We start from the raw sequence: 17,310 nt of genomic DNA, 5'->3' as shown, positions 1-17,310 counted from the left end.
CGTGGACGGTGCTGGCGGTGTCGCGACCTCATCGCCGGTTGGCCCCACGACCACTTCGCAGACGGTCACCGCGCTTCCAGCGCCTCCACTTCAACCGGGCATTGACTGCCGGACGGTGGCATGACGACACAACTCCAGCCGCCCGTCACGGTCACGCCTCCGCTGCCCACCCGCCGCAACGCCGAACTGCTCCTGCTGTGCTTCGCCGCGGCGATCACCGTCGCAGCGTTGCTGATCGTCGAGGCAAACCAGGACCGCGAATTGCGCTGGAACGTCATCACCTATGGGTTGGTGTTCCTGCTCGTATTCGGGTCGGCGCACCTGGCGATCCGGCGCTTCGCGCCCTATACCGATCCGCTGCTGTTGCCAATTGTGGCGCTGCTCAACGGACTTGGGTTGGTGATGATCCATCGGCTCGACCTGGTGGACAATCAGTTCAGCGGCCGCCACCATCCCAGCGCCACCCAGCAGATGATGTGGACGGTTGTCGGAGTCGTGACGTTCGCGCTCGTCGTCACGTTCCTTAAGGATCACCGGCAGCTGGCCCGTTACGGCTACATCTGCGGCATCACCGGCTTGGTGCTGTTGGTGATACCCGCATTGTTGCCGGCGTCGCTGTCCGAACAGAACGGCGCGAAGATTTGGATTCGCTTCCCCGGCTTCTCAATTCAGCCCGCCGAATTCTCCAAGATCTTGTTGCTGATCTTCTTTTCCGCCGTCCTGATCGCCAAGCGGGGCCTGTTCACCAGCGTCGGCAAGCATTTCATGGGGCTGACCCTGCCGCGCCCACGAGACCTCGCGCCGCTGCTGGCCGCCTGGGTGATCTCGGTGGGCGTGATGGCGTTCGAGAAGGACCTCGGGACCTCGCTGCTGCTGTATGCCTCGTTTCTGGTCGTGGTTTACCTTGCGACACAACGGTTTAGCTGGGTGGTCATCGGCCTGGTGTTGTTCGCGGCGGGCAGCGTGATCGCGTATTTCGTGTTCGCGCACGTCCGGGTCCGCGTACAGATGTGGTGGGACCCGTTCTCCGACCCCGACGGCAGCGGCTACCAGATCGTGCAATCGCTGTTCAGTTTCGCCACCGGCGGCATCTTCGGGACCGGGCTAGGCAACGGCCAACCCGACACCGTGCCGGCGGCGTCCACCGACTTCATCATCGCGGCGTTCGGTGAAGAACTCGGGCTCGTCGGGCTCGCGAGCATCTTGATGCTGTACACCATCGTCATCGTGCGCGGCATGCGCACCGCGATCGCAACCCGGGACAGCTTCGGCAAGCTGCTGGCCGCGGGACTGTCCTCCACCCTGGCCATCCAGCTGTTCATCGTCGTCGGCGGTGTCACCCAACTCATCCCGCTGACCGGACTGACCACCCCGTGGATGTCGTACGGCGGCTCGTCGCTGCTGGCGAACTACGTGCTGCTGGCGATCCTCGCCCGCATCTCCAACAGTGCCCGGCATCCCCTTCGCGGCCGTGAGCGCAAGGATTCTCCGATCGCGGCGGCCAAGACCGAGGTGATCGAGACGATATGAACACGTCGCTGCGTCGCATCTCGATCACCGTCATGGCGCTGATCGTGCTGCTGCTGCTCAACGCCACGATGACGCAGGTGTTCGCCGCCGACTCGCTGCGCGCCGACCCGCGCAACCAGCGCGTGCTGCTGGACGAGTATTCGCGCCAACGCGGCCAGATCGTCGCCGGCGGCCAGCTGCTGGCCTACTCGGTGGCCACCGACAGCCGCTTCCGCTTCCTGCGGGTCTATCCCAACCCGGCCGTGTACGCGCCCATCACCGGCTTCTACTCGCTGCGCTATTCCAGCACCGGCCTCGAGCGCGCCGAGGATCCGCTGCTCAACGGCTCCGACGAGCGACTGTTCGGACGCAGGCTGGCCGACTTCTTCACCGGTCGCGATCCGCGCGGCGGCAACGTCGACACCACGATCCGGCCGCGGGTCCAGCAGGCCGGTTGGGACGCGATGCAGCAGGGCTGCGGCGGCCCCCCGTGCAAGGGTGCCGTCGTCGCGCTCGAGCCCTCCACCGGCAAGATCTTGGCGATGGTGTCATCGCCGTCCTATGACCCCAACCTGCTGGCGTCGCACGACCCCGAGGTCCAGGCACAGGCGTGGCAGCGGCTCCGCGACGACCCCCAGAACCCGATGACCAACCGCGCCATCTCGGAGACCTACCCACCCGGATCGACGTTCAAGGTGATCACCACCGCGGCGGCGCTGCAGGCCGGTGCGACCGACGCCGAGCAGTTGACCGCGGCGTCGTCGATTCAGCTGCCCGACAGCACCGCGACGCTGGAGAACTACGGCGGCATGCCCTGCGGCGTCGAGCCCACGGTGTCGCTCAAGCAGGCATTCGCCCTGTCGTGCAACACCGCGTTCGTCCAGCTCGGCATGCATACCGGCTCCGATGCCCTGCGCAGCATGGCGCATTCGTTCGGCCTGGACACCACCCCGAGCGTCATCCCGCTGCAGGTCGCCGAGTCGTCCGTCGGGATCATCCCGGATGCGGCCGCGTTGGGCATGACCAGCATCGGTCAGAAGGACGTCGCGCTGACACCGCTGGAGAACGCCCAGGTCGCCGCGACCATCGCGAACGGCGGCGTGACGATGCAGCCCTATCTGATCGACAGCCTCAAGGGCCCCGACCTGGCCAACATCAGCACCACCGTCCCCTATGAACAGCGCCGCGCGGTGTCGCCCCAGGTCGCCGCTAAGCTGACAGAGCTGATGATTGGCGCCGAGAAGGTCGCGCAGCAGAAAGGGGCCATTCCCGGCGTGCAGATCGCATCCAAGACTGGTACCGCAGAGCATGGCACCGATCCGCGTCATACGCCGCCGCACGCGTGGTACATCGCCTTCGCGCCCGCGCAGACGCCCAAAGTCGCCGTGGCAGTGTTGGTGGAGAATGGCGGCGACCGCCTGTCCGCGACGGGAGGTGCACTCGCCGCGCCGATCGGACGGGCTGTGATCCAAGCCGCGCTACAGGGAGGACCATGAGCCCGCGAGTTGGTGTGACGCTGTCCGGCAGATACCGCCTGCAGCGCCTGATCGCCACCGGCGGCATGGGCCAGGTGTGGGAGGCGGTGGACAGCCGGCTCGGCCGGCGCGTCGCGGTCAAGGTGCTCAAACAGGAGTTCTCCCAGGATCCGGAGTTCATCGAGCGGTTCCGCGCCGAGGCCCGCACCACCGCGATGCTCAACCACCCCGGCATCGCCCAGGTTCACGACTACGGCGAAAGCCAGCTGGACGGGGAGGGCCGCACCGCCTACCTGGTGATGGAGCTGGTCAACGGCGAGCCGCTGAACTCGGTGCTCAAGCGCACGGGGCGGCTCTCGTTGCGGCACGCGCTCGACATGCTCGAGCAGACCGGGCGCGCCCTGCAGGTCGCCCACGCCGCCGGCCTGGTGCACCGCGACGTCAAGCCCGGAAACATCCTGATCACCCCGACCGGCCAGGTGAAGATCACCGACTTCGGCATCGCCAAGGCCGTCGACGCCGCCCCGGTGACCCAGACGGGGATGGTGATGGGCACCGCCCAGTACATCGCCCCCGAGCAGGCCCTCGGGCACGACGCGACGCCCGCGAGCGACGTGTATTCGCTGGGTGTGGTCGGCTACGAGGTGGTGTCGGGCAAGCGGCCGTTCACCGGTGACGGCGCCCTGACGGTGGCGATGAAGCACATCAAGGAGCCCCCGCCGCCGCTGCCCGCGGAGTTGCCGCCCAACGTGCGCGAACTCATCGAGATCACGCTGGTCAAGAACCCCGCGATGCGCTATCGCAGCGGTGGCCCCTTCGCCGACGCCGTCGCGGCGGTGCGGGCCGGCCGCCGTCCGCCGCGGCCCAGCCAGTCACCGCCTCCCGGGCGGGCATCGCCGGCGGCCATCCCGTCGAGCCCGACGACGCGGGCGGCCGCCGTCACCAGCACCCGGACGGCGGCGCCCCGGCGAACTACCGGCGGTCACCGTCCGCCCCCGGCCCGGCGCACCTTCTCGTCGGGTCAGCGCGCCTTGCTGTGGGCCGCCGGGGTGCTCGGGGCACTGGCGATCATCATCGCGGTGCTCATCGTCATCAACTCCCGCGCGGACACCCAGCAGCAGCCGCCGCCCCCCACGGTCACCGACACCGGGGGTCCGCCGGCGCCGCCTCCGGCGAGCAAGACGCCCACAGGTTTGGCGCCCGGCCCGGCGCTGCGGCTCAATTGGACGGATCGCGCGACGATAGGTAATTCTGGACTGCAGCGAGGGCCGGCCGAGCACGGGTGGGGTGAACCACTGACGCCCAGCGCGTCACCGGCCCGACACGAGATACCACGATGACCACCCCTCAGCACCTGTCTGACCGCTATGAACTGGGCGAGATCCTCGGATTCGGGGGTATGTCCGAGGTTCACCTGGCCCGCGACGTCCGGTTGCACCGCGATGTCGCGGTCAAAGTGCTGCGCGCCGACCTGGCCCGCGATCCCAGCTTCTACCTGAGGTTCCGCCGCGAGGCGCAGAACGCGGCCGCCCTCAATCACCCGTCGATCGTCGCGGTCTACGACACCGGGGAGGCGGAGACTCCGACGGGGCCGCTGCCCTACATCGTCATGGAGTACGTCGACGGCGTCACCCTGCGCGACATCGTGCATACCGACGGCCCACTGCCGCCGCGGCGCGCCATCGAGATCATCGCCGACGCCTGCCAGGCGCTGAACTTCAGTCACCAGAACGGGATCATCCACCGCGACGTCAAGCCGGCGAACATCATGCTCAGCAACACCAACGCGGTCAAGGTGATGGACTTCGGCATCGCCCGCGCGATCGCCGACAGCGGCAACAGCGTCACCCAGACCGCGGCGGTGATCGGGACGGCCCAGTACCTGTCGCCCGAGCAGGCCCGCGGCGACACCGTCGACGCCCGCTCCGACGTCTACTCGCTGGGTTGCGTGCTCTACGAAATCCTCACGGGCGAGCCACCTTTCACGGGGGACTCACCCGTCGCCGTCGCGTACCAGCACGTGCGCGAGGACCCGATCCCGCCGTCGCGGCGGCATGAGGGCATCTCCGCGGACCTGGACGCCGTGGTACTCAAGGCGCTGGCCAAGAATCCGGACAACCGGTATCAGACCGCCGCCGAGATGCGCGCCGACCTGGTGCGGGTGCACAACGGCGAACCGCCCGAGGCGCCCAAGGTGCTCACCGACGCCGACCGGTCCTCGCTGCTCGCCGCGGGCGGGAACGCGCCCGGCCCGCGCACCGATCCGCTGCCGCGGCAACCCCTCCGGCACATCGACGACGGCAACGGCGGGTCGGTCGGTCGCTGGATCGTGGCGGTCGCCGCGCTGGCGGTGCTGACCATCGTCGTCGTCATCGCCTTCAACACGTTCGGCGGCACCACCCGCGACGTGCAGGTGCCCGACGTGCGGGGCCAGGTGTCCGCCGATGCCATTGCGGCGCTGCAGAATCGCGGCTTCAAGACCCGAACCTTGCAGAAGCCCGACTCGACGATCCCGCCCGACCACGTCATCAATACCGATCCCGGCGCCAACGCGTCGGTGAGCGCGGGCGACGAGATCACCATCAACGTCTCGACCGGCCCCGAGCAGCGCGAAGTCCCCGATGTCTCGTCGCTGAGCTACTCGGATGCGGTCAGCAAGCTCAAGGCAGCCGGATTCAGCAAGGTCAAGCAGGCCAATTCGCCGTCGAGCCCCGAGCTGTTGGGCAAGGTGATCGGCACCAATCCACCCGCCAACCAGACCTCGGCCATCACCAATGTGATCACCGTGATCGTCGGTTCGGGGCCAGAGACCAAGCAGGTGCCCGACGTGGCGGGGCAGACCGTCGACGTCGCGGAGAAGAACCTCACCGTCTACGGCTTCACCAAGATCACCCAGGCGCAGGTGGACAGCACCCGTCCGGCCGGCGAGGTGATCGGCACGAATCCGCCCAAGGGCCAGATGGTTCCGGTCGATTCGGTGATCGAGCTGCAGGTGTCCAAGGGCAACCAGTTCGTGATGCCCGATCTGAGCGGCATGTTCTGGACGGACGCCGAGCCGCGGCTACGGGCGTTGGGCTGGACCGGGGTGCTGGACAAGGGTCCCGACGTGGATGCAGGCGGATCCCAGTCCCACCGGGTGGTCTATCAGAACCCGCCGGCCGGCACCGGCTGCAACCGCGACGGGATCATCACGCTGAAGTTCGGCCAGTAGCCGGCGGATCGGCCGGGAAATACGGCTGAACCGCCACCCTGACCTCGTTCTCCAGCCGGCGGACCAGTGTGTCGTCGCGGGCCCAGCCGCAGTAGGCCAGCCAGTTCGCCAGCATCCGATGCCCTCCCTCGGTCAGGATCGACTCGGGGTGGAATTGGACACCGTGAATCGGCAACTCGCTGTGCCGGACCCCCATGATGACGCCACCGCGGGTGCGGGCCGTCACCTCGAGCACCGGCGGCAGCGACTCCGGCAGGATGGTCAACGAGTGATAGCGGGTCGCCGTGAACGGATCCGGAAGCCCTTGCAGCACACCGGTATTGGTGTGGAAGACGCTGCTCGTCTTACCGTGCAGCAGTTCGGGCGCGCGATCCACGGTGGCGCCGAACGCGACCCCGATCGCTTGGTGTCCGAGGCAGACCCCGAGTAGCGGGGTGCGCTCGGCGGCACACGCGCCGACCAGTGCGATGGATGCACCCGCACGTTCCGGGGTGCCCGGGCCGGGGCTGAGAAGTACACCGTCGAACCGCTTGGCGACGGCGGCCTCGTCGGAGAGTCTGGAGTCGTCGTTGCGCCACACCTCGGCTTCGACGCCCAGCTGGCCGAGGTACTGCACCAGGTTGAACACGAAGCTGTCGTAGTTGTCGACGACCAGGATCCGCACCGTGCCAGGTTACCGCCCACCGAAAGTCAGTAGCCGATGGTTCCCATGGGTTGGGCGAAGTGCAGCCGGTCCGGCTCCGTGTGGCCGACGATCTGCACGTCGGGTTTGACCTCTTCGCGGTAGCCGAGCCCGAATCGGACGACGTATTGGCGGTAGAGGGTGACCAGGGGAGCGGCGGCCAGGGCCGCCTGCATGGCGGTCGCGTTCCCGATCGCGGTGATCGTGTAGGGCGGGCTGTAGGTGCGGCCGTTGAGCAGCAGCGTGTTGCCGACGCAGCGGGGCACCGAGGTGGCGATGATGCGCTGGTCCTGCATCTGGATCGCCTCCGCGCCGGAACTCCACAACGCGTTGAGGACGGCCTCGATGTCCTGCTGGTGCACCACGAGGTCGTCCGGCGAAGCGTCCCGCGGGAAACGCCCATTGGCGTCCCGCGGCGCGTCCTCGAGGGTGACCGTGAGCCCCGGCCCGTGCTCGGGGTTCATGTCCGCCTCGGCTGCCAGCTCGGCGGAGCGCCGCAGCATCGCCGCCAGCGCGCGATCGGAGGACCGCCCGTGCGCGGCGTCGATCTTTGCGGACAGTGCGTCCCGCTGGGCGTTGAGATGGTTCACCGACGACTGGGCCTCGCGGACCAGATCCACCAGCCGCGGGGCGTCACTGCGGCGGATTTCCGCGCCGCCGGACACCCCGTGGGTGGCGGCGAGAAGCAGTCCGGCCAGCAGGCACACCACCGGGACCCCGAAACGCCAGGGTGAAGGCGGTCCGTCGCTCATCGCTCTCCATTTTCCTGGTAGGCGTGCCGGGTGGGTTAGTCTCGTAGCGAAGCTGTGCGTGCAGCTGCGGTCGTTATCGTTGCACTCCGTCCCGCTCACCGTCTTGTTGAGGTAATCATGCCCAAGTCCAAGGTCCGCAAGAAGAACGACTTCGCCGTCAGTTCGGTCAGCCGCACGCCGGTCAAGGTCAAGGTCGGGCCCTCGAGCGTGTGGTTCGTCGCCCTGTTCGTCGGCCTCATGCTCATCGGGTTGGTCTGGCTGATGGTGTTTCAGTTGGCCGCCGTCGGCAGCCAGGCGCCGACGTGGCTCAACTGGATGGCGCAACTGGGGCCGTGGAACTACGCCATCGCCTTCGCTTTCATGATCACCGGGTTGTTGCTGACGATGCGCTGGCACTGAGCGCGGCCGGCGACGGAATGAATTCATTTTTGACTTACTTCGTTACTGCGCCAGCAACATCTCCACCACCCAATCACACGCGTGTGATTTATCCCCACTGTTGATAGCGTCTGTGGATAACTCCATAGGCCGTGGTGGGAGGGGCTGAGCGGCGTATGCAGCAAACACAATGGGAGCCCAGCATCGCGGGAATCGCTGGTTGTGGGGCTGCCGGCATTTTGATGGCTATCGCGAGTGTGACCGCAGTCACAGACGCGCCGGGGCGCGTTCTGACCGGGATTGCCGCGGCGGGTCTGATCTTGTTTGCGGGCGCGACGTGGCGCGCGCGGCCGAAGCTGGCAATTACCGACGACGGCCTGGTGCACCGGGGATGGTTCCGGACGCAGTTATTGCGGCCCGCCGACATCAAGATCATCCGGATCACCGAGTTCCGGCGCCTCGGGCGCAAAGTCCGCCTGCTCGAGGTCGAAACGGCCGACGGCGGCCTGCGGCTCTTTTCCCGCTGGGACCTCGGGACGGATCCGATCGAGGTGCTCGACGCACTCACGGCCGCCGGCTACGCGGGCCGTCACCCGCGCTGACCGGACCGGTGCGCGCCGGCCTACGAGATCGTGATCGACTCGATGACGACCGGCTCGGTCGGGCGGTCGTTGCTGTCGGTGGCCGTCGTCGAGATCGCCTCGACGACCTTCTGCGACTCGGGGTCGGTCACCTCGCCGAAGATGGTGTGCCGCCGGTTGAGGTGCGGGGTCTTGCCCACCGTGATGAAGAACTGGGAGCCGTTGGTGCCCGGCCCCGCGTTGGCCATCGCCAGCAGGTAGGGCTTGTCGAATTGCAGTTCGGGGTGGAACTCATCGGCGAACTTGTAACCCGGGCCGCCGCGGCCGGTTCCGGTCGGGTCGCCGCCCTGAATCATGAAGCCCTGAATCACCCGGTGAAAGACCGCGCCATCGTAGAACGGACCGGAAGACCCGCCCGACGCGTTCTGGGTCGAGTACTCCTTGGTGCCCTGCGCCAGGCCGACGAAGTTGGCGACGGTCTTGGGCGCGTGGTTTCCGAACAGAGCGACTTTGATGTCACCGCGGTTGGTGTGCAGCGTGGCGGTAGCGGTCTGAATGGGGCTGTTGGTCACGGCATGAGAGTCTGCCACTACGCGCGGGCCTACCCGCACCCGGTGTCACCCAAGCCCCGTCGCCGCTGAAAACGCGGCGCGCACATAAGGGTTTCGCCGGTGTCCCTATGCTGGCAGTCTGTTCAGCACGCGACGAAAGGCGGCAGATGAGCGCGAAGGCGGAATCCCGGCTGACCCCGCGGGAGCGACTGGCTCGCGGACTGACCTACTCGACACTGGGTCCGGTGGACGTCACCCGTGGAGTCGTCGGTCTGGGTGTCCAGTCGGCGCAGTCGACCGCGTCGCAGATCCGCCGCAAATACCAAGAGGGCCGCCTGGCCCACGAACTCGCCGCGGCCCAGGAGACGCTCGCCCAGGAGCTGGCGGCCGCGCAGGACGTGGTCGCAAACCTGCCTCAGGCGCTGCAGGACGCCCGGCGGGCGCGCCGCCGGACCAAGCGCCCGTGGGTGTTCGCGGGGGCGGCCGTGGCGGTGCTCGCCGGCGGGGCCGTCGCGTTCAGTCTTGTCCGGCGCTCCGTGCGTGCCAAGCCGCAGGATCCCCAGTCACGGCCGCCCAGCGTCGACGTACAACCGCGTCCCTGACGAGCCCGGGGTGCCGTATCGGGCGGTCAGGTTCCCGGCGGGCACGGCGCCCCGCGGTAGTCGCCGAACGACCACAGGTTACCCTCGGGATCGCGCACAATGAATTCGTTTGAGCCATAGGCGGTTTCGGAGAGCGGGCGGACGATGTCCGCTCCGCGTCCGGCGATGCGCCGGTAAAGGCCGGCGGGATCGGCGGTGACGACGTACGCGCCGGCGGTGCCGGGTTCGCGCGCACATTCGGCGCTGGGTTTGTGGCTGCCGAGCATGAAGCCGCCATCGCCCTCGGGCCAATTCAGCTGCGCGTGGTCTACGTCGCTGCCCTCGCCGTAGCATGCCGCGAGGGCGAAGCCGAATGTGTCGACGTAGTAGTCGATCAGCTTCTGAGCGTCACGGGCCTGCAGCGTCAGCCACAGCGTCGGATTCGATCCAGTCATGTTCGCAGTGTGCGCCGCACGAATGGCCGCCGTCTTGAATGTTTCGGAACTCCTCGGCCAGCCAGCGCCGCGGCGGTGCGCCCGCGAACCGGGTGAACTCCCGGGTGAGGTGCGCCTGGTCGCTGTACCCGGCGTCGGCCGCGACGGCGGCCAGGTCGACGGACCCACGGCGCCTCGCCGAGTCCGCGATCCGGACGGTCGCATGCCGAAAGCGCATCAGCATCGCGACGGTTTTGGGGGAGCGGCCCACCTCTTGGCGAAACAGCGTCGTCAGGTGACGTGAACTCACGCCGATCCGCTCGGACACCGCGCCCACCGGCAGACGCCCGCGACTGAGTACCAGCAGTTGCCAGGCGCGGGCCACATCGGGGCGCACCCTCGCACCGTCACGCCGCCACCACGCATGCCGCAGAACGTCGGCGATGACCGCGAACGCGTCCGGCCAGTCCCGCGCCTCGGCCACGCGCTCGTGCAACTCGGCGGCGCGGCGCCCCAGCAACCGGTTGGCGTCGAAGTCGATCGATCCCAGCTCGGCGCTGGGCACCCCGAAGAGCCCCCGCGCCGCAAGGGGATGCACCGCCAGCTGCACGCCGGCCTGCCCGCGTTGCTGCCGCACGTGCGCGGCCTGCACCTGCAGGCCGCCGAGCAGCACGGGGTTGGGCCGGGCGCTGTGAAGACCCTCGGGGGTAGCCGCCGCCTGCACCCCCTCGTCGAGGCTGACGATGAACGTCAGCGTCGATGACGGCATACCGCGATGGATGGCGCCGGGGTTCTGCAGCGCCCGGTAACCCACCATCGAGACGGCGCCGGGAGCGCACCGCGGCGGCGCTGTGACGAACTCCCAGGCGCGTGTCTGTTCGTCGGGCACGGCGTCCACGCTAGCGGCCAGCGCGCTCGGTCAGCGAAGATTTGTGGAGCCTAGGGGAATCGAACCCCTGACACCCGCCTTGCAAAGGCGGTGCTCTACCAACTGAGCTAAGGCCCCTCGACCTGACTGGGTGGTTGCGCGGGCGTGTCATCCACCGCCACGTGCCAGACCTCGACCCCGCGTCGGTACCGCGCCACCGCCACCACCACGGCGATCAGCGTGATTGGCAGGGCAAGTCTTCCACAACGTCTTGACGGGCACATGGTTGTGGGCCTAGGAGGACTCGAACCTCCGACCTCTTCGTTATCAGCGAAGCGCTCTAACCGCCTGAGCTATAGGCCCGTACTCGCGGTACGGCCGAGCGACGAGATTACCGCAATCGCCGCCCCACCCCAAAAACACTAGTGGCGATCGCGAGCGCGGCACAGCCGGGCGATGCGGATCGTCACCGCCCGGAGTCAGTCGCGGTCCGCCAGCGTCACTTCGATGCCGCCGATCAAATCGGTGGTCAGGTTGTAGACGAACGCGGCGATGGTGGCCATCGCGGTAAGCAACACGATGTTGACCAGCCCGATCAACACCGCGCCACCGAAGATGGTGCCGCTGGAGACGAGTTCGCCGCTGCTGCCGCTGGTGTTGTTGAGCAGGTCGCCGACGTTGCTGTTCAGCTTCGACCACACGCCCATGCCGCCGAGCACGAGGTAGAGGAACGCCACCGCGATCATCCAGACGAAGAACAGCGCGACCGAGAGCAGCAGGGACACCTTCAGCGTGCTCCACGGGTCGATCCGGCGGATCTGCATGCTGGCCCGCACCGGCCCGCGCGGCCGCCGGGCCACCTGCGTGCGGTTCTCGCGGCTGTCGCGGCCCTCCCGGTTTTCCGGGGCCGACGGCCGGGCGGATCCCGCGGTGGTCGAGGCCTCCGATGTGCGGTCGGCGGGCAGCTTGCGTTGCGGGCCCCGCGGCATCGGACCGGACAGGTCCGGCAACTCGCTCGCATACGCCTCGGCCGGCGGGCCGTCGCCGCGCCCCGCAGGGGCGTCGGTGTCGTGCGGCGGGTTCTTCCCCTGGGGGGGCCCGCCCGGCGCCGCGGTGCCGGAGATGAACCGGTTCAGCCGGGCCTCGACCCCGCCCGGCGGGTCGGGCTGCCGCTGCGGCGGCCTGGGCCCACCCCGCTGCCGGGGCGGGGAATCCCCGGCGTCCGGAGCGCGGCCGGCCTGCGCGGGCGGCCCCGCGCGGTGCACACCGGCGCGCTCGGCCGAGCCATCCCCATTAGGGCCGTCGCCCTTTTTGGGGGCGCCCGGCTCGTTCGGTGAGGTCACCCCGACTCCTTAGATCTCCTGCCGCGCCCGCGGGGGCGATGGCAGCCGCGTTTTCTCTGGTCGGGCCGAGTCTAATTCCCCGGCCGTTGCTCGGGCCGCCCGGATTGTTCGGCAGCTACTCGTCGGACTCCGCGGCGCCTTCCGCTTCCTCCACGACCTCGTCCGCGTTCTCCTCGGCGTTGCGCGCGATGGCCAGCAGCGTGTTGTCCTCGCCCAGGTTCATCAGGCGGACGCCCTTGGTCTGCCGTCCCGCCTTGCGGACCTGGCGCGCGTCGGTGCGGATCACGCCGCCCCCGGAGGTGATGGCGTACAGCTCACTGTCGTCGTCGACGATCAGCGCACCCACCAGCTTGCCGCGCCTCCGGTCGAACATCACCGTCAGCACGCCCTTGCCGCCGCGACCCTGCACGGGATACTCCTCGATCGCCGTGCGCTTGGCATAGCCCCCGGACGTCGCCACCAACAGGTAGGTGCCTTCGCGAACGACGTTGAGCGACAACAGGTAATCGTCGGTGTTGAACCGCATGCCCTGCACGCCGGAGGTGGCGCGGCCCATCGGACGCAGCGCCTCGTCGGTCGCCGAGAACCGGATGGATTGGCCGTTGGCCGACACCAGCAACAGATCTTCCTCCGACGAACACAGCACCGCGCCGACGAGCTCGTCGTTGTCGCGCAGGTTGATCGCCACGATCCCGCCCGACCGGTTCGAGTCGAAGTCGGTCAGCTTCGTCTTTTTGACCAGGCCGTTGCGGGTGGCCAGCACCAGGTACGGGGCGTCCTCGTAGCTGCGGATCTGGATGACCTGTGCGATGCGTTCCTCGGGCTGGAAAGCCAGCAGGTTGGCGACGTGCTGACCCCGCGCGGTTCGGGACGCCTCGGGCAGTTCGTAGGCCTTGGCGCGATAGACCCGGCCCTGCGTGGTGAAGAACAGGATCCAGTCGTGCGTGGAGCTGACGAAGAAGTGTCGCACGATGTCGTCCTGCTTGAGGCCGGCGCCCTGCACGCCCTTGCCGCCGCGTTTCTGGCTGCGGTAGAGGTCGGACTTGGTTCGCTTGGCATAGCCGGTCTCGGTGATGGTGACGACGACCTCTTCGCGGGCGATCAGGTCCTCGTCGTTGACGTCACCGTCGGCCGCGATGATCCGGGTACGACGGTCGTCGCCATGCTTCTCGACAATCTCGACGAGCTCGTCGTGAACGATCGCGCGCTGCCGTTCCGGCTTGGCCAGGATGTCTTCCAGGTCGGCGATCTCGGCTTCGATCTTGGCCAGGTCGTCGATGATGCGCTGCCGCTCCAGGGCCGCCAACCGCCGCAGCTGCATATCGAGGATGGCCTGGGCCTGGATCTCGTCGATGTCGAGCAGCTCGATCAGGCCGGCCCGGGCGATGTCGACGGTTTCCGACGCCCGGATCAGGGCGATGACTTCGTCCAGCGCGTCGAGCGCCTTGACCAGGCCGCGCAGGATGTGGGCGCGTTCGTTGGCCTTGCGCAGCCGGTAGGTGGTACGCCGGACGATGACGTCGAGTTGGTGCGCGACGTAATGCCTTATCATCTGGTCGAGCCGCAGCGTGCGCGGCACCCCGTCGACGATCGACAACATGTTCGCGCCGAAGCTGGTCTGCAGCTGGGTGTGCTTGTAGAGGTTGTTCAGCACCACCTTGGCCACCGCGTCGCGCTTGATTTCGACGACGATGCGCAGGCCGACCCGATCGCTGGATTGGTCCTCGATGTTGGCGATGCCGGTAAGCCGGCCGTCGCGGACCTGCTCTGCGATCGACGTGATGAAGTTGTCGTGGTTGACCTGATAAGGCAATTCGGTGATGACGATCGAGGTGCGGCCCCGCGAATCTTCTTCTATCTCAACGACTCCGCGCATCCGGATCGATCCGCGACCGGTGGTGTAGGCATCGTGGATGCCCTGCGACCCGACGATCAGACCGTGGGTGGGGAAGTCGGGGCCCTTCACCCGCTCGCAGACCGCGGCCAGGGTGGCTTCTTCGTCGGCCTCGTGGTTGTCCAGGCACCAGTAGACGGCTTCTGCCAACTCGCGCAGGTTGTGCGGTGGGATGTTGGTCGCCATGCCGACCGCGATGCCGCCGGAGCCGTTGGCCAGCAGGTTGGGGAAACGGCTGGGCAGCACGGTGGGTTCCTGCACCCGGCCGTCGTAGTTGGGGATGAAATCGACTGTCTCCTCGTCGATTTCCCGCAGCATCTCCATGGCCAGCGGGGTCAGCCGCGCCTCGGTATATCTCATGGCGGCCGGTGGGTCGTTGCCCGGTGAGCCGAAGTTGCCCTGCCCGTCGACCAAGGGGTACCGCAGCGACCACGGCTGGGCCATGCGCACCAACGTGTCGTAGATCGACGCGTCGCCGTGGGGGTGGTAGTTGCCCATGGTCTCGGCGACCGACCGCGCCGACTTGGCGTGGCTGCGGTCCGGGCGGAAACCGGAGTCGTACATCGCGTACAGCACGCGCCGGTGCACCGGCTTGAGGCCGTCGCGGACCTCGGGCAGGGCGCGCCCGACGATCACGCTCATCGCATAGTCGATGTAGCTGCGCTGCATCTCCTGCTGAATGTCGACCGGTTCGATGCGGTCGCCGGCTTCGCCGCCCGGTGGCAGCGTGGTGTCAGTCATCTAATCCCCTTTGTGGGTTGGCGTGCCCGACGAGCGCCTCAGACATCCAGGAAGCGAACGTCTTTGGCGTTGCGGGTGATGAAGCTGCGGCGGGCGTCGACGTCTTCGCCCATCAGGATCGAGAACAGTTCGTCGGCCGCGGCGGCGTCGTCGAGCGTGACTTGGCGCAACACGCGCACCGACGGGTCCATCGTGGTCTCCCACAACTCTTTCGCGTCCATCTCGCCCAGACCCTTGTACCGCTGGATGCCGTCCTCTTTGTTGATCTTCTTGCCCGACTTGAGCCCGGCCTCGAGCAGGCCGTCGCGCTCGCGGTCGGAGTAGGCGAACTCGGGATCGGTGCGCTGCCACTTCAATTTGTAGAGCGGCGGCTGCGCCAAGAACACGTGTCCGTTCTCGATCAGCGGTCGCATGAAACGGAACAGCAGGGTCAACAGCAGAGTCGAGATGTGCTGGCCGTCCACGTCGGCATCGGCCATCAGCACGATCTTGTGATAGCGCAGCTTGGTGATGTCGAACTCGTCGTGAATCCCGGTACCCAGCGCGGTGATGATCGCCTGAACTTCGGTGTTCTTCAGCACCCGGTCGATGCGGGCCTTCTCGACATTGATGATCTTGCCGCGCAGCGGCAGGATCGCCTGGAACATCGAGTCGCGCCCGCTCTTGGCCGAGCCGCCGGCCGAATCGCCCTCCACCACATACAGTTCCGATTTCCGCGGGTCGGTGGAGCGGCAGTCGGCCAGCTTCCCGGGCAGACCGCCGAGGTCGGTGGCGCTCTTGCGGCGCACCAGTTCACGCGCCTTGCGGGCGGCAATGCGCGCCTGAGCCGACGACACCGCTTTGTTCACCACCGTTTTCGCCTCGGATGGGTTGGCCTCGAACCAGTGGGTGAGCTGCTCGTTGCACACCTTCTGCACGAACGACTTCACCTCGGTGTTGCCCAGCTTTGTCTTGGTCTGGCCTTCGAACTGTGGCTCGGCGACCTTCACCGAGATGACCGCGGCCAAGCCCTCACGGATGTCGTCACCGGTGAGGTTGGGATCTTTGTCCTTCAGCAGTTTCTTGTCTTTGGCGTACTTGTTCACCACCGACGTCAGCGCGCTGCGGAAGCCCTCCTCGTGGGTGCCGCCCTCGTGCGTGTTGATGGTGTTGGCGAAGGTGTGGACGGACTCCGAGTAGCCGCCGTTCCACTGCATGGCGATCTCGACCTCGTGGCCGGTGCCCTTGCCGTCGAAATCGATGACGCTCTGCTGGATCGGGCTCTTGGTGCGGTTGATGTGCTTGACGAAGTCGACCAGACCGCCGGGGTAGTGGAAGGTGCGGTGCTTGACCTTGTGTGGCGCAGTCGATTCCGCGGCCTTCTCTTCGGCGGACTTCGGTGCCTCGGCGGTGTCGCTGACGACCTCGTCGACGACCTCGTCCTGCTCCACTCGTTCGTCGGTGAGGTTGATGGTGAGGCCCTTGTTGAGGAAGGCCATCTCCTGCAGCCGCCGCGCCACGGTCTCGAAGTCGTACTGTGTGGTTTCGAAGATTTCGGGGTCCGCCCAGAACCTGATCGTGGTTCCGGTCTTCTTGGTGGCCTCGCCCTGCTTGAGGGTTCCGGGCACGGCGCGGTCGTAGTACTGAAACCACTCGTGCCCGTCGCGCTTGATGGTGACCTCCAGGCGGGTGGACAGCGCGTTGACCACCGACACGCCCACTCCGTGCAACCCACCGCTGACGGTGTAGCCGCTGTTCTCGCCACCGAACTTGCCGCCGGCGTGCAGCTGGGTCATGACCACGTCGACGGTGGGGGCGCCGGTGGCGTGCATGGCCACCGGGATACCGCGCCCGTCGTCGGCAACCTCCACGCTGCCGTCATCGAGGAGCCGCACATCGACCTGGGTGGCGTAGCCGGCCATCGCCTCGTCGACCGAGTTGTCGACCACCTCCCAGATGAGGTGGTGCAGGCCCCGTTCACCGGTCGACCCGATGTACATGCCGGGGCGTTTGCGGACGGCCTCCAGTCCTTCGAGCACGGTGATCGCTGACGCGCCGTATTCGTCTTGCGCCTTCTTCTTCTGGGCAGCCACGGTCGGAATGCTCTCCTTGGGGTTTCATGCGGGCGGTTCCAGTCACCGCGTCAGTCGCATGCCCCCAGTCTACCGTGATGAGCCGTCCGCACCGATTCTCTGGGCGCGTTTCTACCTAGCTAACTGCGCCGTGCGGGCGATTTTTCTATTCCCGCCGCGTCCCGACGTGCGTCAAGGCACTTCACGCCGTCCTGGCGGCTTTGAGCCGCCTGTTGATGAAGGCGTGGGTGGGGATCGT

General features: G+C 67.5%; 15 protein-coding genes and 2 tRNA genes. 7 read left to right on the top strand and 10 right to left on the bottom strand.

Features of this window, described 5'->3' with window-relative positions; genetic code table 11:
* The first annotated feature begins 120 nt into the window (after positions 1–120).
* Genes BST44_RS24655 through pknB form a run of 4 tightly spaced genes read left to right on the top strand, consistent with a single transcriptional unit; the run spans position 121 to position 6,195 of the window.
* Positions 121–1,530, top strand: a complete 1,410-nt coding sequence (locus BST44_RS24655; protein WP_083179609.1) for an FtsW/RodA/SpoVE family cell cycle protein — start codon at positions 121–123, stop codon at positions 1,528–1,530.
* Positions 1,527–3,005, top strand: a complete 1,479-nt coding sequence (pbpA, locus tag BST44_RS24650; RefSeq protein ID WP_083179608.1) for a D,D-transpeptidase PbpA — start codon at positions 1,527–1,529, stop codon at positions 3,003–3,005. The genes BST44_RS24655 and pbpA overlap by 4 nt, the downstream gene beginning before the upstream one ends.
* The gene (locus tag BST44_RS24645; protein WP_083179607.1) at positions 3,002–4,324 is read left to right on the top strand and encodes a serine/threonine-protein kinase; all 1,323 of its coding nucleotides are present in this window, start codon (positions 3,002–3,004) and stop codon (positions 4,322–4,324) included. The genes pbpA and BST44_RS24645 overlap by 4 nt, the downstream gene beginning before the upstream one ends.
* Positions 4,321–6,195, top strand: coding sequence for a Stk1 family PASTA domain-containing Ser/Thr kinase (gene pknB, locus BST44_RS24640; RefSeq protein ID WP_083179606.1), 1,875 nt, complete (start codon positions 4,321–4,323; stop codon positions 6,193–6,195). The genes BST44_RS24645 and pknB overlap by 4 nt, the downstream gene beginning before the upstream one ends.
* On the opposite strand, the gene BST44_RS24635 is transcribed toward pknB, so the two are convergent.
* Positions 6,173–6,859 (bottom strand): aminodeoxychorismate/anthranilate synthase component II, encoded by a 687-nt coding sequence (locus BST44_RS24635; protein ID WP_083179605.1) that lies wholly within the window; start codon positions 6,857–6,859, stop codon positions 6,173–6,175. The two genes, pknB and BST44_RS24635, sit on opposite strands and share 23 nt — an antisense overlap.
* 26 nt (positions 6,860–6,885) lie before the next feature.
* A complete protein-coding gene (locus BST44_RS24630; RefSeq protein WP_083179604.1) occupies positions 6,886–7,629 on the bottom strand; it encodes a DUF881 domain-containing protein in 744 nt (247 codons plus the stop codon).
* 117 nt (positions 7,630–7,746) lie between these two features.
* Between BST44_RS24630 and crgA the strand changes: the two genes are divergently transcribed.
* Together crgA and BST44_RS24620 are read left to right on the top strand one after the other, a co-directional pair.
* Positions 7,747–8,028: a cell division protein CrgA gene (crgA, locus tag BST44_RS24625; protein ID WP_007167002.1), complete on the top strand. Its 282-nt coding sequence runs from the start codon at positions 7,747–7,749 to the stop codon at positions 8,026–8,028.
* A gap of 155 nt (positions 8,029–8,183) precedes the next feature.
* Positions 8,184–8,609 (top strand): PH domain-containing protein, encoded by a 426-nt coding sequence (locus tag BST44_RS24620; protein WP_083179613.1) that lies wholly within the window; start codon positions 8,184–8,186, stop codon positions 8,607–8,609.
* A 20-nt stretch (positions 8,610–8,629) separates the two neighbouring features.
* Here the strand turns inward: BST44_RS24620 and BST44_RS24615 are convergent, their stop codons facing one another.
* Positions 8,630–9,178, bottom strand: a complete 549-nt coding sequence (locus tag BST44_RS24615; protein ID WP_040621022.1) for a peptidylprolyl isomerase — start codon at positions 9,176–9,178, stop codon at positions 8,630–8,632.
* Positions 9,179–9,306: 128 nt separating this feature from the next.
* Here BST44_RS24615 and cwsA point away from each other — a divergent pair, with 128 nt between their 5' ends.
* A complete protein-coding gene (cwsA, locus tag BST44_RS24610; protein ID WP_083179603.1) occupies positions 9,307–9,741 on the top strand; it encodes a cell wall synthesis protein CwsA in 435 nt (144 codons plus the stop codon).
* A 26-nt stretch (positions 9,742–9,767) separates the two neighbouring features.
* Here cwsA and BST44_RS24605 read toward each other — a convergent pair whose 3' ends face one another.
* From BST44_RS24605 to gyrB, 7 genes are all read right to left on the bottom strand, one after another.
* On the bottom strand, positions 9,768–10,175 hold the full coding sequence (locus BST44_RS24605) for a VOC family protein (protein ID WP_083179602.1): 408 nt from the start codon (positions 10,173–10,175) through the stop codon (positions 9,768–9,770).
* Positions 10,129–10,971: a helix-turn-helix transcriptional regulator gene (locus BST44_RS24600; RefSeq protein ID WP_083179612.1), complete on the bottom strand. Its 843-nt coding sequence runs from the start codon at positions 10,969–10,971 to the stop codon at positions 10,129–10,131. Before BST44_RS24600 ends, BST44_RS24605 begins: the two co-directional genes overlap by 47 nt.
* A 116-nt stretch (positions 10,972–11,087) precedes the next feature.
* Positions 11,088–11,160 (bottom strand) — tRNA-Ala (locus tag BST44_RS24595).
* Positions 11,161–11,311: 151 nt separating this feature from the next.
* Positions 11,312–11,385: transfer RNA gene (locus tag BST44_RS24590), tRNA-Ile, on the bottom strand.
* 116 nt (positions 11,386–11,501) lie between these two features.
* Positions 11,502–12,365, bottom strand: a complete 864-nt coding sequence (locus BST44_RS24585; RefSeq protein ID WP_083179601.1) for a DUF3566 domain-containing protein — start codon at positions 12,363–12,365, stop codon at positions 11,502–11,504.
* A 115-nt stretch (positions 12,366–12,480) separates the two neighbouring features.
* Positions 12,481–15,000: a DNA gyrase subunit A gene (gene gyrA, locus BST44_RS24580; RefSeq protein WP_083179600.1), complete on the bottom strand. Its 2,520-nt coding sequence runs from the start codon at positions 14,998–15,000 to the stop codon at positions 12,481–12,483.
* Between the two features lie 38 nt (positions 15,001–15,038).
* Positions 15,039–17,072: a DNA topoisomerase (ATP-hydrolyzing) subunit B gene (gyrB, locus tag BST44_RS24575; protein WP_083179599.1), complete on the bottom strand. Its 2,034-nt coding sequence runs from the start codon at positions 17,070–17,072 to the stop codon at positions 15,039–15,041.
* Positions 17,073–17,310 lie beyond the last annotated feature (238 nt).

Source organism: Mycobacterium scrofulaceum (assembly GCF_002086735.1).
GTDB classification, from domain to species: domain Bacteria; phylum Actinomycetota; class Actinomycetes; order Mycobacteriales; family Mycobacteriaceae; genus Mycobacterium; species Mycobacterium scrofulaceum.
Note: the sequence above shows the minus strand (reverse complement) of the source record. Positions and strands in the feature narration are given on the sequence as shown.

Coding starts and splice junctions, on each gene's coding strand:
- BST44_RS24655 (WP_083179609.1), top strand. CDS start 121: ATGACGACACAACTCCAGCCGCCCGTCACGGTCACGCCTCCGCTGCCC.
- pbpA (WP_083179608.1), top strand. CDS start 1,527: ATGAACACGTCGCTGCGTCGCATCTCGATCACCGTCATGGCGCTGATC.
- BST44_RS24645 (WP_083179607.1), top strand. CDS start 3,002: ATGAGCCCGCGAGTTGGTGTGACGCTGTCCGGCAGATACCGCCTGCAG.
- pknB (WP_083179606.1), top strand. CDS start 4,321: ATGACCACCCCTCAGCACCTGTCTGACCGCTATGAACTGGGCGAGATC.
- BST44_RS24630 (WP_083179604.1), bottom strand. CDS start 7,629: ATGAGCGACGGACCGCCTTCACCCTGGCGTTTCGGGGTCCCGGTGGTG.
- crgA (WP_007167002.1), top strand. CDS start 7,747: ATGCCCAAGTCCAAGGTCCGCAAGAAGAACGACTTCGCCGTCAGTTCG.
- BST44_RS24620 (WP_083179613.1), top strand. CDS start 8,184: ATGCAGCAAACACAATGGGAGCCCAGCATCGCGGGAATCGCTGGTTGT.
- cwsA (WP_083179603.1), top strand. CDS start 9,307: ATGAGCGCGAAGGCGGAATCCCGGCTGACCCCGCGGGAGCGACTGGCT.
- BST44_RS24605 (WP_083179602.1), bottom strand. CDS start 10,175: ATGACTGGATCGAATCCGACGCTGTGGCTGACGCTGCAGGCCCGTGAC.
- BST44_RS24600 (WP_083179612.1), bottom strand. CDS start 10,971: ATGGTGGGTTACCGGGCGCTGCAGAACCCCGGCGCCATCCATCGCGGT.
- gyrA (WP_083179600.1), bottom strand. CDS start 15,000: ATGACTGACACCACGCTGCCACCGGGCGGCGAAGCCGGCGACCGCATC.